Origin of the sequence: Paracoccus sulfuroxidans, from assembly GCF_007830335.1 — a bacterium.
Lineage (GTDB): Bacteria > Pseudomonadota > Alphaproteobacteria > Rhodobacterales > Rhodobacteraceae > Paracoccus > Paracoccus sulfuroxidans.
This window is the reverse complement of the sequence record NZ_VLKU01000006.1, coordinates 31,443-44,287: the sequence shown is the minus strand read 5'-3', so window position 1 is coordinate 44,287 and position 12,845 is coordinate 31,443. Positions and strand designations below refer to the sequence as shown.

Sequence of the window (12,845 nt, the reverse complement as noted above, 5' to 3'; positions counted from 1 at the left end):
CTGACAAAGCGTCGGGCGGACCCTTTTCCGTCTCAGAAGACGAAATCGTCGTAGGTCTGCAGCACGAAGGAATTCCCGGTCGAGATCGAGACCCGGGCGCCATAGTCGTCGACCCAGACAATATCGGCCATGCCGTCGCCATTCACATCCGCAACCTGCCGCAGATGGCGCGCAGGGTCCCAGTTTTCGGCCCGGGCAAAGGCGCCCACCTGCCAGCGCGTCCCGGGCTCGAAGGAATGGCCGTTCGACAGCGCCACCCAGACCCCGCCCGCGCCGAAACCGACGATATCGGCCATGCCGTCGCCGTTCACATCCGCAACGTGCCGCTCATTCGTGCCGACCTTCCAGCCGCCATAGCCGGGCTGCGCGCCGAAATTGTTGATCCACAGCTCGGCCGCGTCAAAGCCCGTGCCATTCGACAGCGCGACATAGGCGCCCTGCTCTCCGAACAGGATCAGGTCGGCGCGGCCATCGCCGTTGACATCTGCCGCCTCACGCTCGTGCCGGGTGGGGTCGATATTGGCGGCGCGGAACATGAATTCGTCGGTCCAGAGCGTCCCGCGCCCAAAGGCGGTGCCGGTCGACAGGCCCACGCGGACGCCCTGCGCAGCAAAGCCCACGATATCGTCCAGCCCGTCGCCGTTCACATCGGCCACCAGCCGTTCGTTGCGACCCACGCGCCAGCCCGCGACATAGCCGAAATCATTCAGCCAAAGCTGGCCCGCATCAAAGCCCGCGCCGTTCGACAGCGCGACATAGGCCCCATGTTCGCCAAAGGCCACGACATCGGCGCGACCATCGCCGTTCACATCGCCCAGCTCTCGTTCATGCCGGGTGACGCGCCACCCGGCCCGCTGGGTGAAATCGGCGCTCCATTCCCGGCTTTCGTTGAAGCCGATCATCGTCGCGCCCGAAACCCGGACGCCGGTGGTCCCAAACCCCACCAGATCGGCCACGCCATCACCGCTGACATCGGCCAGCAGACGCTCGGTATTGGTGCGGCTCCAGTTGCCGGACAGCACGCCGAATTCGTTCAGCCAATAGGTGCCATAGTCGTCGACCACATGCTGCCGCGCCAGATAGCCCTCATAGCTGCGCCGGACCAGCGGCGTGTCATAGATGTCATAGCCGCGGATAGTGCGGTAATCATGCACGGCATATTCGCGGAAGATCGACAGCGAGCGTTCGTAATCCGCGCCGAACACCGTCTCGGGCAGGTTGCGGATCGCATAGCCGATATAGGACGTGACCGTATGCGGGGCGTCGTAATATTGCTGCGCCAGCATCGAAAACCGCGCGGCATATTGGTGATCCGAGTGATCGCCCGCCGAAAAACGGCTGTAGGGGTCCTGCACCATCAGACCGCCCGGCTGATGCGTGTCCATCAGCACGTTCAGCACGTCAAGCAGATCCTGCCGACTGTATTCCGTGGTGCCATCGACCGAGGTCACATGCTCGATCTCACCCATCCACAGCTTCTCAAGGCTCTGATAGCCCTGCGTTTCCGTGCCATTGCCACCGGGGCCGTCGGGCAGGCGCAGAAAATACAGGCGGATCTCGGGCCGGTCGGCCAGAAATGAGGTCGCGACCTCGAAAATCTCGCCGTCGACGATGATCTGGATGGTCTCATCGACCCAGGCGTCGCAGCCCGCCATCGCGGCATAGGCGGCCTTGGCCCCGTTTTCCCGCTCTTGCCAATAGTTCGGGTCCAGCCCCGCGTCGCCCGCCGTCATGAAGACCGTGGTCATCGGATTGCCCGAATTGATCTGAGCCTGCAGATCCCGGCTCATGAAAAGAATATCGTCGTCCTGATGGGACACGATCGCCATCTGAGCTTGATCGAGTCCCGGATTGCGTACGCCCATAACCTAAAACCTTCGTAAAAATCAGTGACGCCTTCGCCACCTGAACAACATTGCCGCATGACACCGAGGTGATAGCAAAGCCGATCCGGGCGTTCAAAGCCGCATATTTTGGCGAGTTTCCAGCCCAAACAGGCCAAGGGTAGCAAATTCAACACGCCCGCCGGTTGTCGCACCGCCATCGGCGGGCGCCGCGCTGATTCCCGGTTGCGCCTTTGGGTTGTGCCTGACCTGAACAATTCGGGCAAATTGGCGGTGGCAATTCCCGGCGGTCTGTGCACCCTTGCTGCCATGTTTCGTTGGAGAGCGTTGATGTCCCTGTTTACCCGCGGTCTGGTTGCAAGCACTGCATTGGGTTTGGCTTTGGCCACCCCCGTCTCTGCCCAGACCCAGCCTGAATCGACCAGCATGTTTGCCCCCGCCAATGTCGTTGGCGGCGTAATTCGCCTGTTGGTGACCTATGCCCGTGTGGTGGCCGATGTGAAATACGGCGCGCTTGAGATTGACGCCAAGCGCGGCGCGCTGACCATGCGCGACCTGTCGGTTTCGGGCATCGGGCCGGACGGGAAATGCACGGTCACGCTGGGCCAGATCACCATGAACGGCATCTCGTTCTGGCTGGCCGAGGATACGCGCTCGCGCCTTGACGCCTCGGACATCGTGGTTTCGACGAATTGCTTCGGCCGTCAGGCCCCGGTCATCGGCATGGTGGCGGGCGGCGACCTTATCCAGATCTCGGATCTGACGATTGAATCGACGCAGACCGTCGGCAGCGGCGCGGCCTCGCTGGCGTTCGAGATTGTCAGCCCCTCGATCGCGCGGATCGAAGGGACCGCTGACTTCGACTATTTCAGCCTGTTCTCGCCCGATTTCTTCCAGAAGCTGAACTATACGCCGGATTACTCGGACCCGAATTACACCTATGACAGCTCGGCCCGCGAGCCCAGCTTCGGCGTGCATGGCACGCTGCGCGCGGCCCATGTCTCGGTCGAGAATCTGGGCATCTGGGAGCGCATGCAGCCGATGATCCCGCCCGACATGATCACCCCCGCCGCGATCAATGAGGCCCTGCAGGCCGATCCCGCCGTGATCGACCCCGCCTTCACCAGTCAGCTGGCCACAGCGCTGAACAATTTCGTCGCGACCCCCGGCCGCGTCACCGCCGAAATCCGGCCCGCGAAGCCTGTCGAGATCAGCACGACCACCTGGAAGACGCCGCAGGATGCGGTTGCTGCACTTCAGCCGGTCATCTCGAACGCGGCGCCCACCCCGCCGCTGCCGCTGATCGCCGACCCGTCGGACCAGACCGACCCGCGCGCGATGGGCCTGGCCTTCGCCACCGGTCAGGGCGTGCCGCAGAACATTGGCCGCGCCATCGAGTTGCTGACGCCGCTGCAAGAGGACGGAGAGGTCGCGCTGGCGCTGGCCGATCTGACCGCCGACAGCGATGCCGCCGCCTCCTATCAGCACGCCTTGCGTGCGGCCGAGGCCAAGGCCATCGGCGCTGCCGCCGCACTTGACCGCGCCGAAGCTCGCCTCGCGACGGCGGATCTGTTCAAGGCGCAGCTGGCGGCGGATGCCGATCTGCCGGACACCGCCTTCGCCTCAGTGATCAGCCTGCGCGATCAGGCCCGCGCCTATGAGGACGGTCAGGGCGCGCCGCGCAGCTACGCGCTGGCATGGCGGCTGGGCTCATTGGCGGCAGCCGCGGGCGACGGCCCGTCGCAATCGCTGCTGAAGCGGATCGACCAGCGCTTTGGCAATGATCCGGCGTGGCTGGCCGTGCGCAACGCTGCCTCGGATCAGGCGCTGGACGACTGGACGAAGCAAAGCCTCGCGACCCGGTTGGCCGGGAAGTAAGGGCTAAAGCGCCATCAGGAAATCGCACTAGGCCTCAACCTGTGCGATTTCCACGCTTTCTTCGGGCCGGTGGGCGTCTTCCTCAGGTCACGCGGGCACGGGTCCTGTATTCATCCCGGTCCCACAGCTTTTCGGCCATGATGCGCGCCAGAATCTCGACGGCCTTCGCCACATCCTCGGTCCCAAGATACAGCGGCGTAAAGCCGAAGCGCAGGATGTCCGGCGCACGGAAATCGCCGATCACGCCATGGGCGATCAGCGCCTGCATGATGGCATAACCCTCGGGGTGGGCGAAACTGACCTGAGAGCCGCGCTGCGCCGGATCGCGGGGCGTGGCCAGCACCAGATCCGGGCAAGCGGCCTCGACCCCCGCGATGAACTGGTCGGCCAGCTGCAATGAGCGCGCGCGCAGATCCTGCATGTCGACGCCGTCCCAGACATCCAGCGCGGCATCCAGCGCGGCCAGTTGCAGGATCGGCGGGGTGCCGACGCGCATCCGCTCGATCCCGTGACCGGGGCGATAGTCCTGATCGAAGGCAAAGGGCGCCTCATGCCCCATCCAGCCCGCCAGCGCCGGGCGCGCCAGATCGGCATGGCGCGGCGCGACATAGATGAAGGCCGGACCGCCGGGGCCCGAGTTCAGGTATTTATAGGTGCAGCCCACGGCGAAATCCGCGCCATCCGCCGCCACCTGCAAGGGCACGGCGCCCGCCGAATGCGCCAGATCCCAGATCGCCAGCGCCCCCACCTCATGCGCGCGTGCGGTCAGCGCCTTCATGTCGTGGCGGCGACCGGTGCGGTAGTCGACCTCGGTAATCAGGGTGACGGCGATGGTGGGGTCAATCGCCGCCATCACGTCCTCGGGCGCGACGGTGCGCAGGATATAGCCCTGCCCCAGCAATTCGCTAAGCCCCTGCGCGATATAAAGATCGGACGGGAAATTCCCGGTGTCCGACAGGATCACCCGCCGTTCCGGATTCATCTTCAGCGATGCCGCCAGCGCCTGAAACACCTTGATCGACAGCGTGTCGCCCATGACGACATGGCCCGCCTCGGCCCCGATCAGTCGGGCGATGCGGTCACCGATGCGGCGCGGCATCTCCATCCAGCCTGCGGTGTTCCAGGCCTTGATGAGTTCGCGCCCCCATTCCTCGCGCACGGCCGAGGCCAGCCGCGCCTCGACCCCGCGCGGCAACGGCCCCAGAGAGTTGCCGTCCAGATAGACCACGCCCTCGGGCAGGTCGAACATCGCGCGGGTCGCGTTGAAATCAGTGGTCATCGAAGCCTTCATCGGTTGCATGCGCTCGTGGCATCGGGCGATTACCTCACAAGCGATGCCGATGCGCAAGCGGCCCGCCCTAGATGGTCACGCCGCCATCCACCAGAACCGCCTGACCCGAGACGAAACGGCTTTCATCGGACAGCAGATAGACCACCATCGGCGTGATGTCCTCGACCGTTGCCAGCCGCCCCATGGGCTGGCGGGCGATGAAATCGCGCCGGGCCTGCACCGGATCGGCCGAGGCCGCGATCCGGCCCTGAAGCGAGGGCGTGTCGACCGTGCCCGGGCACAGCGCGTTGCAGCGGATGCCCTGCGTGACGAAATCGGCGGCGATGGCCTTGGTCAGCCCGATCACCGCCGCTTTCGAGGCCCCATAGGCCGTGCGATTCGTGAACCCCTTCACCGATGACGCCATCGAGGCCATGTTCAGGATCGAGGCCGTCCCGGTCTGCGACGCGCGTTCCAGCATGCCCGGCAGGCAGGCGCGCGCCAGACGCATCATCGCGGTGACGTTCAAGCTGAAGGCGAAGTCCCAATCGGCATCGGTGATGTCCAGCAGCGTGCCGTTGTGGACCACCCCCGCGCAGTTGAAGAGCCCGTCGAGCGGCCCCAGATCGGCGGCGATGGCGCTGACCGCGCCCGCGTCGGTGACGTCCAGCACGCGGGTCTCGATCCCGTCGAGGCCCGCCAGCAGGCCCTCATCGCGGTCGGTCGCGATGACCCTTGCACCCTCGGCGGCCAAAGCGATGGCGCTTGCGCGACCAATGCCCTGACCCGCCGCTGTCACGAGAATGGTTTTCTGCCGAAGCCGCATCGGATCTGTCCCCCTGTCCGGTTGTTCGGATCAGCTTGGACCAGCGACCCCGCTTGTGGCAATGTCATCCGCTTCGCTGTGGCGGGCGTGGAACCGCGCCATCTCACGCGGTTCGGGGCGGATGCCGCCATAGATCTCGACATAGGCCGGGATGCGCTCCAGCCGCAGGGCCAGAGGCTCGCGCTGCTGCATCGAGATATAGCCCATCTGCACCAGATAGATCGTGCGCGCCCGAACATCGGCGTCAAGCGGCGCATGACCCCATCTCATCAAGAGATCGCGCAGCGCAGTCAGCCGGTGCTCATCCGCGGCATGCAGGCGCGACATGACGCCTGCATCCTGCAAAGCCCAGCTGCGGACCGCGAATTCCAGCCTGGCATCGAAGGTCTCGGGCGGAAGGAAGCTGCCGATGACGTTCAGGATCGCCTCGGCCTGGGTTTCGGCATAGGCAGTGGCCGCCGCGATCAGGGGCTGCGTGGTGCGCTGGTCCCAGCGATCCAGAAGCGCGGTCAGCAGCGCCTCACGATCCTTGAAGAACCAATAGAAACTGGTGCGCGAGAGCCGCAGCCGCTGCGCCAGCGGCATGATCTTGACCGCGTCGATGCCGCCGTCGATCAGCGCCTCATAGGCGGCCTCAAGCCAGCCTTCCGGCGACCCGCGCCAGCCCGTCTCGGAGGGTGCATCTTCTGCCATGCCCTATCGCTAATGGCGCGGCCCCCGGCGCGCAACCGGAATGTGCGTCGCCGCCCAAGCAGGGTACACATGCGTAGTTTAAATTGACACAAGTGAACATTTCCGGCAGCGTTCCGAAATCACCCCTATCCAAGGCAGCCAGAGATGACGAACGACCCTCTTCTCCAGCCCTACAAGCTGAAGCATCTGACGCTTCGCAACCGGATCATGATCACCAGCCACGAACCGGCCTACCCCGAGGACGGGATGCCGAAGGACCGCTATCGGCTGTATCATGTCGAGCGGGCGAAGGCCGGGGTGGCGCTGACCATGACGGCGGGCTCGGCTGCGGTCGCGAAGGACAGCCCGCCGGTCTTCAACAATATCCTCGCCTATAAGGACGAGGTCGTCGGCTGGATGAAGAAGCTGGTCGACGAATGCCACGACCATGGCGCGGCGGTGATGATCCAGCTGACCCATCTGGGCCGCCGCACCCGCTGGGACAAAGCCGACTGGCTGCCGGTCGTCGCCCCCAGCCATGAACGCGAGGCCGCCCATCGCGCCTTCCCCAAGCGCATCGAGGATTGGGACATTGCCCGCATCATCAAGGATTTCGGCGATGCCGCCGAGCGGATGAAGGCCGCGGGCGTCGACGGGATCGAGCTGGAGGCCTATGGCCACCTGCTGGAGCAGTTCTGGTCGCCGCTGACCAATGATCTGGACGCGCCCTATGGCGGCAGTCTGGAAAACCGGCTGCGCTTCACCTTCGACGTCCTGCGCGAGATCCGCCAGCGCTGCGGCGAGGAGTTCATCGTCGGCCTGCGCTATACCGGCGATCAGGCGCAACCGGGCGGCATGACCAAGGCCGAGGGCGTGCAGGTGTCCCAGATGCTGAAAGACAGCGGTCTGGTCGATTTCCTGAACGTCATTCGCGGCCATATCGACACTGACGCGGGCCTGACAGATGTGATCCCGGTGCAGGGCATGAAGAACGCCCCGCATCTGGATTTCGCGGGCGAGATTCGCGCCGCCACCGGCTTCCCGACCTTCCATGCCGCGAAAATCCCCGATGTGGCCACGGCGCGCCATGCGATCGAAAGCGGCAAGCTGGATATGGTCGGCATGACGCGGGCGCATATGGCCGACCCGCATCTGGTGCGGAAGGTGATCGAGGGGCGCGAGGATGACATCCGCCCCTGCGTCGGCGCGAACTATTGCCTCGACCGGATCTATCAGGGCGGGCTGGCCTTCTGCCTGCACAATCCCGCCACGGGACGCGAAGAGACCATGCCGCACACAATCCCGGTGGCACCTGAGAAAAAGCGCGTGACCATCGTCGGCGCGGGTCCGGCGGGGGTCGAGGCCGCGCGGGTCGCCGCCGAACGCGGGCATGCGGTCACCGTGCTGGAGGCCGCCGACAAGCCCGGCGGCCAGATTCGCCTGACCGCCCTGCAGGAACGGCGGCGCGAGATGATCTCGATCATCGCCTGGCGCATGGCCCAATGCGAAAAGCATGGCGTGAACTTCCGCTTCAACACCTTCGCCGATGCCGATGAGGTGCTGGCGACCTCCCCCGATGAGGTCATCATCGCGACCGGCGGCCTGCCCCATACCGAGGTGCTGGGCGCGGGCAATGACCTTGTCTGCTCGGCCTGGGACATATTGTCGGGCGATGTGAAGCCGGGCAGCAATGTGCTGGTCTATGACGATGCGGGCGATCATGCGGCGCTGCAGGCCGCCGATCTGATCGCGCAGACCGGCGCGAAGGTGGAAATCGTGACCCCCGACCGCGCCTTCTCGCCCGAGGTGATGGCGATGAACCTTGTGCCCTATATGCGCAGCCTGCAGCGGCTGGACACCACCTTCACCGTCACCTGGCGGCTGCAATCGGTGGTGCGCGAGGGCAATCAGCTGCGCGCCACTTTGGGCAGCGATTACGGTGACATGACCCGCGACCGCATCGTCGATCAGGTCGTGGTGAACCACGGCACGCGGCCTCTGGATGACCTCTATTTCGACCTGAAGCCGCTGTCGCGCAATCTGGGCGAGGTTGACTATGACGCGCTGATCGCGGGCGCGCCTCAAACGGTGGCGGCCAATCCCGAGGGCAGCTTCCGCGTCTTCCGGATCGGCGACGCGGTCGCGGCGCGCAACACCCATGCCGCAATCTATGACGCGCTGCGGCTGGTCAAGGATCTTTAGCGGTTGCGGGTGTCGACGGGATAGGCCGTGGTGAAATGGATGCGCTCCATCGAGAAATGCGAGGTCACATTCTTGATCGGCACCGCATCCGTCAGCCGCTTGTAGAACCCATCGAACGCCTCCATCGAGGGCACGGCCACGCGCAGAAGATAATCCATATGCCCGGCCATGCGGTAAACCTCCATGATTTCGGGCAGGGTGTTGACGGCGGTGGTGAAGGTCTCGCGCCATTCGCTGGTATGGTTCGGCGCCTCGATTTCCACAAAGACGACGATGCCGAAGCCCAGTTGATGCGGGTCGGCCAGCGCGACGCGCTTGACCAGGATGCCGTTCGCCTCAAGCTTCTGGATGCGCTTCCAGCACGGGGTCTGGGACAGCCCGACCTTGTCCGCGATCTGGGCGATGGGCAGGGACGCATCCTGCATAAGCTCCGCGACGATCTTGCGGTCGATCAGATCCAGGTCGGTCATTGCCCCTCGCTCCCTGCGTAGTCGGTCTTGGCGGGGAAAAGTATTCTCTGAATTTATGTTAATGTCTATCGCTTTTATCGTCTTTATTGTGAGAAAACACGATCCCTGCTGCCGCGTGGGTGGTTTTTGTCACCTTTCCGGACCCGCAACAGGTTGAAGTTTCAGGACTAACTGTCCGCGTCAGCCCTTGCTGCGCAATGTCGTCAGCTTGGGCCGCGCCTGAATCACATTCGACCCGGGCGGCACGTCATTCGTCAGCCAGACCCCGCCCCCGATGATCGAGCCCTGCCCGATGGTGATGCGGCCCAGAATCGTCGCGCCCGCATAGATCACCACATCATCGCCGATGACCGGGTGGCGCGGCTGGCCCTTGACCAGAGTGCCGTCCTCATCCGCCTCGAAGCGTTTCGCGCCCAGTGTGACCTGCTGATAAAGCCGCACATTCCGCCCGATGATCGCAGTTTCCCCGATCACCACGCCGGTGCCATGGTCGATGAAACAGGCGGCGGCAATCTGTGCGCCGGGATGAATGTCGATACCGGTGACCGAATGCGAATATTCCGAGATCACCCGCGCGATCATCGTCGCGCCCAGCAGGAAGATCTCATGCGCAATGCGGTGGCGCAGCACGGCCGAGACGCCGGGGAAACAGAACACCACCTCATCCAGGCTTTTGGCCGAGGGATCGCCCGCATAGGCGGCGGTGATGTCGGTGTCATGCAGGTCGCGGATGCGCAGCAGGCTGTCCATGAAGCTGGCGGCGGCCTCGATGCCCCGCTGGCGGCAAAGGACCGGGTCAGCGGTCACGTCCAGCATCAGCTCCAGTTCGATCTGCCGGGCCAGCCGGTCGCGGATCAAGGGCAGCGTCAGATCGACATAACCGTCAACTTCATCCGGGTGCAGCCCGGCAGGCCCGTGATGGCGGGGGTAAAGCACGCCGATCACATCGGTCAAGATCGCCATGATCTCGAACCGGGACGGCAGGGCCGGGGCAGGTTTCCCCGAATAGCGCTGATGCAATGAGGTCGTCCGCATCAGGCGCAGCTTTTCAGCCACGTCCCGAAGGTCGTGCGGTTGCCCGGACAGTTCGTCCTGGCCCTGCTTGGCGTTCTCCATGCGCACTGGCGCCCTCATCGGCTGTGTCAGGTCAGCCTGCGCTAACCCAAGCGCGCGCCCTTGCCAAGAGAAGCGCCCCGCAACCTGCCGCCGCCCCTCAGTACGACATTCAGCGATAGTCGCGCATCGAATGGGCCGCGCGCCGCAGCAGGGGGGCGAATTTCGCCTGGAATTCCTCGGGCGTGTGTTCGTCCAGCGAGCCCGCCAGATGGATCGCACCCAGAGGCCGGTTCGAATGATCGGTCACCACCGCGCCCATGGCGATCTCATGCCGCAGAAGCTGGCTGACGGCGACGGAATGGCCGCGCTCGCGGGTGCGGGTCACCTCGGCCATCACCTCGTCGAGCGTGGTGAAGGTGTCGGCGGTGAAGGGCGTGCGGTCGGAACGCTCGAAGATCGAGGCGATCTCGTCATCGGGCAGATGGGCCAGCACCGCAAGGCCGCCCCCGGTGCAATAGACCGGCACCGTATTCCCGGTCAGCGTCGCGGTGAAGATTTCATGCTTCGAGGGCATCCGCAGCGCATAGATCATCCGCGTATCGTCCCAGAGCGACATATCCACCCGCTCTCGCGTGCGGCGGCGCAACTCCAGCAGAATCGGGGTCGCGTGGCGCAGAACCGGGTTCATCCGCAGGTGAGAGCAGGCCATGGTCAGCACCCGCCGACCGGGAAGATAGCCCCGATCCTGTTCATCGCGCACGATCATGCCCAGTTGCTGCAACGTGTGGACCATGCGCTGCGCGGCGCTGCGGTCCAGTCCTGCAAGCTCTCCGATTTCGTTCAGGGTCAAGGGCTTATGCGCGAACTCAAACACCGACATGACGGCAACGGCCCGCGCGGCGGCACGAACGAACAAGGGATCATTGCCGAATTTTTCGGCTTCCTGCGGGTCAAATGCCGGTACGCCGTTCAATTCACGAAACAAAACTGCCTCCTAACTGACCTCAGGGAAATTTTGTTGACAGAGCGTCGGTCTACAGGAATCATCTTCGATATATTTGTATCGCCTGTCGATACATATCTCGCATTTTGATGAAAAGGTTCCGCACCGCCCATGAAAGTCGCCTTCGCCGGGTTCCTGCACGAAAGTAACAGCTTCGCCAGCGCGCCCGCAGATCTGCCTGCGTTTCAGCAAGGCGGCGGATATATCCCGATGACCAGGGGCGCGGCGCTGCGCGAGGCGATCCGGGGCGTCAATCTGGGCATGGCGGGTGCCTTCGACTTTGCCGAAAAGGCCGGCTGGCAGGTCGTGCCGATTCTGTGGACGGGGGCCATCCCCTCGGCCCCGGTGACGCGCGACGCCTATGAGGCGATCGCCGCCGAGATCCTGCAGGGCCTGCGCGACGCCGGGCCGCTGGACGCGATCTATCTGGACCTGCACGGCGCCATGGTGGCCGAGCATCACCCCGACGGAGAGGGGGAACTGCTGGCCCGCATCCGCCAGATCCACCCGGAGGTGCCGATCTCGATCTCATTGGATCTGCACGGAAATATCACGCCGCAGATGTTCGATCTGTCCGACATCATGGTGGGCTTCCGCACCTATCCGCATATCGACATGGCCGAGACCGGCTGGCGCGCCGCCGAGGCGCTGGACCAGATGCTGCGCTCGGGCAAGCTTTGGGCGAAGGCCATGCGCGCGGTCGATTACCTGATCCCGATCAGCTGGCAATACACCAATATGCAGCCCGCGCAGGGCCTCTATCAGATGACCCGCGACCTGCCCGCAGGTGTCGCGACGGCATCGCTGTTCATGGGCTTCCCGGCCTCGGATTTCGATGGCTGCGGCCCGGCGGTCTTTGCCTATGGCCCCGACGCGGCGGCGGTCGAGGCGCATGCCGACGCCATCGCGGGCGCGCTTCTGGCGCACGAGCCCGATTTCGCCGGTCAGGCCTTCGACCCCGAGGATGCCGTGCGCGTGGCTATGCGACTGGCGGCCGAGGCCCGCCAGCCCGTCATCATCGCGGACACGCAGGACAACCCCGGTGCGGGCGGTTCGTCCGATACGACGGGCATGCTGCGCGCGCTGGTCGCCTGCGATGCGCAGGATGCTGCCCTTGGCAATTTCCACGACCCCGAAGCCGCCAAGGCCGCCCATGCCGCCGGTGTCGGCGCGCAGATCGAGGTGGCCTTGGGCGGACGCTCGGGCATTGCGGGGGATGCGCCCTTCCTGACGCGGGCGACGGTCGCGGCGCTGTCAGACGGCAAGGTGCATGCCACGGGGCCCTATTACGGCGGCACGCATATCGACATGGGCCCCTCGGCCGCGCTGCAGATCGGCGGCACGCGGGTCGTGGTGACCAGCCACATCGCCCAGATGGCCGACCGCAACTTCTACCGCATGGTCGGGATCGAGCCCGAGGCCCAGAAAATTCTGGTGAACAAAAGCTCGGTCCATTTCCGCGCCGATTTTGAGCCCATTGCCGAAACCATCCTTGTCGCGACCGCGCCGGGGGCGATGCCGCTTTGCCCCTCGTCGCTGCCATGGACCAGCCTGCGCCCCGGCATGCGGCTGCGCCCGCTGGGTCCGGTCTTCGGCCAGCAGAAATAACCAAGAGCCTACCAAC

The 12,845-nt window shown here is 64.8% G+C and carries 10 protein-coding genes; 3 read left to right on the top strand and 7 right to left on the bottom strand.

What is annotated here, in order from left to right; genetic code table 11:
• Positions 1 to 32: 32 nt before the first annotated feature.
• A complete protein-coding gene (locus IQ24_RS10560) occupies positions 33 to 1,829 on the bottom strand; it encodes an FG-GAP-like repeat-containing protein (protein WP_277872878.1) in 1,797 nt (598 codons plus the stop codon).
• Positions 1,830 to 2,174: 345 nt separating this feature from the next.
• Here IQ24_RS10560 and IQ24_RS10555 point away from each other — a divergent pair, with 345 nt between their 5' ends.
• A complete protein-coding gene (locus tag IQ24_RS10555; RefSeq protein WP_145397926.1) occupies positions 2,175 to 3,722 on the top strand; it encodes an SEL1-like repeat protein in 1,548 nt (515 codons plus the stop codon).
• Between the two features lie 82 nt (positions 3,723 to 3,804).
• Here the strand turns inward: IQ24_RS10555 and kynU are convergent, their stop codons facing one another.
• The 3 genes from kynU to IQ24_RS10540 all read right to left on the bottom strand — a co-directional run bounded on the left by kynU (position 3,805) and on the right by IQ24_RS10540 (position 6,511).
• Positions 3,805 to 5,001 carry a kynureninase gene (gene kynU / locus IQ24_RS10550; protein ID WP_145397925.1) on the bottom strand — a complete coding sequence of 399 codons (1,197 nt, stop codon included), beginning with the start codon at positions 4,999 to 5,001 and terminating at the stop codon, positions 3,805 to 3,807.
• A gap of 79 nt (positions 5,002 to 5,080) precedes the next feature.
• Complete coding sequence (locus tag IQ24_RS10545; RefSeq protein WP_145397924.1) at positions 5,081 to 5,818, bottom strand: SDR family oxidoreductase; 738 nt, start codon at positions 5,816 to 5,818, stop codon at positions 5,081 to 5,083.
• A 30-nt stretch (positions 5,819 to 5,848) separates the two neighbouring features.
• On the bottom strand, positions 5,849 to 6,511 hold the full coding sequence (locus IQ24_RS10540) for a TetR/AcrR family transcriptional regulator (protein ID WP_145397923.1): 663 nt from the start codon (positions 6,509 to 6,511) through the stop codon (positions 5,849 to 5,851).
• Positions 6,512 to 6,655: 144 nt separating this feature from the next.
• Between IQ24_RS10540 and hpbA the strand changes: the two genes are divergently transcribed.
• Positions 6,656 to 8,692, top strand: a complete 2,037-nt coding sequence (gene hpbA, locus IQ24_RS10535; protein WP_145397922.1) for an N-methyl-L-proline N-demethylase HpbA — start codon at positions 6,656 to 6,658, stop codon at positions 8,690 to 8,692.
• Here hpbA and IQ24_RS10530 read toward each other — a convergent pair.
• The 3 genes from IQ24_RS10530 to IQ24_RS10520 form a co-directional block, all read right to left on the bottom strand.
• Entirely contained in the window at positions 8,689 to 9,162 is a 474-nt protein-coding gene (locus IQ24_RS10530; protein WP_145397921.1) for an Lrp/AsnC family transcriptional regulator, read from the bottom strand. The genes hpbA and IQ24_RS10530 overlap by 4 nt on opposite strands.
• A gap of 180 nt (positions 9,163 to 9,342) precedes the next feature.
• Positions 9,343 to 10,296, bottom strand: a complete 954-nt coding sequence (gene epsC / locus IQ24_RS10525; protein WP_242008075.1) for a serine O-acetyltransferase EpsC — start codon at positions 10,294 to 10,296, stop codon at positions 9,343 to 9,345.
• A gap of 91 nt (positions 10,297 to 10,387) precedes the next feature.
• Positions 10,388 to 11,203, bottom strand: a complete 816-nt coding sequence (locus tag IQ24_RS10520; RefSeq protein ID WP_145397920.1) for an IclR family transcriptional regulator — start codon at positions 11,201 to 11,203, stop codon at positions 10,388 to 10,390.
• A gap of 129 nt (positions 11,204 to 11,332) precedes the next feature.
• Between IQ24_RS10520 and IQ24_RS10515 the strand changes: the two genes are divergently transcribed.
• A complete protein-coding gene (locus tag IQ24_RS10515; protein ID WP_145397919.1) occupies positions 11,333 to 12,829 on the top strand; it encodes a M81 family metallopeptidase in 1,497 nt (498 codons plus the stop codon).
• The last annotated feature ends 16 nt before the right edge of the window (positions 12,830 to 12,845 follow it).

Coding starts and splice junctions, on each gene's coding strand:
- epsC (WP_242008075.1), bottom strand. CDS start 10,296: ATGAGGGCGCCAGTGCGCATGGAGAACGCCAAGCAGGGCCAGGACGAA.
- IQ24_RS10545 (WP_145397924.1), bottom strand. CDS start 5,818: ATGCGGCTTCGGCAGAAAACCATTCTCGTGACAGCGGCGGGTCAGGGC.
- IQ24_RS10560 (WP_277872878.1), bottom strand. CDS start 1,829: ATGGCGATCGTGTCCCATCAGGACGACGATATTCTTTTCATGAGCCGG.
- hpbA (WP_145397922.1), top strand. CDS start 6,656: ATGACGAACGACCCTCTTCTCCAGCCCTACAAGCTGAAGCATCTGACG.
- kynU (WP_145397925.1), bottom strand. CDS start 5,001: ATGACCACTGATTTCAACGCGACCCGCGCGATGTTCGACCTGCCCGAG.
- IQ24_RS10530 (WP_145397921.1), bottom strand. CDS start 9,162: ATGACCGACCTGGATCTGATCGACCGCAAGATCGTCGCGGAGCTTATG.
- IQ24_RS10515 (WP_145397919.1), top strand. CDS start 11,333: ATGAAAGTCGCCTTCGCCGGGTTCCTGCACGAAAGTAACAGCTTCGCC.
- IQ24_RS10555 (WP_145397926.1), top strand. CDS start 2,175: ATGTCCCTGTTTACCCGCGGTCTGGTTGCAAGCACTGCATTGGGTTTG.
- IQ24_RS10540 (WP_145397923.1), bottom strand. CDS start 6,511: ATGGCAGAAGATGCACCCTCCGAGACGGGCTGGCGCGGGTCGCCGGAA.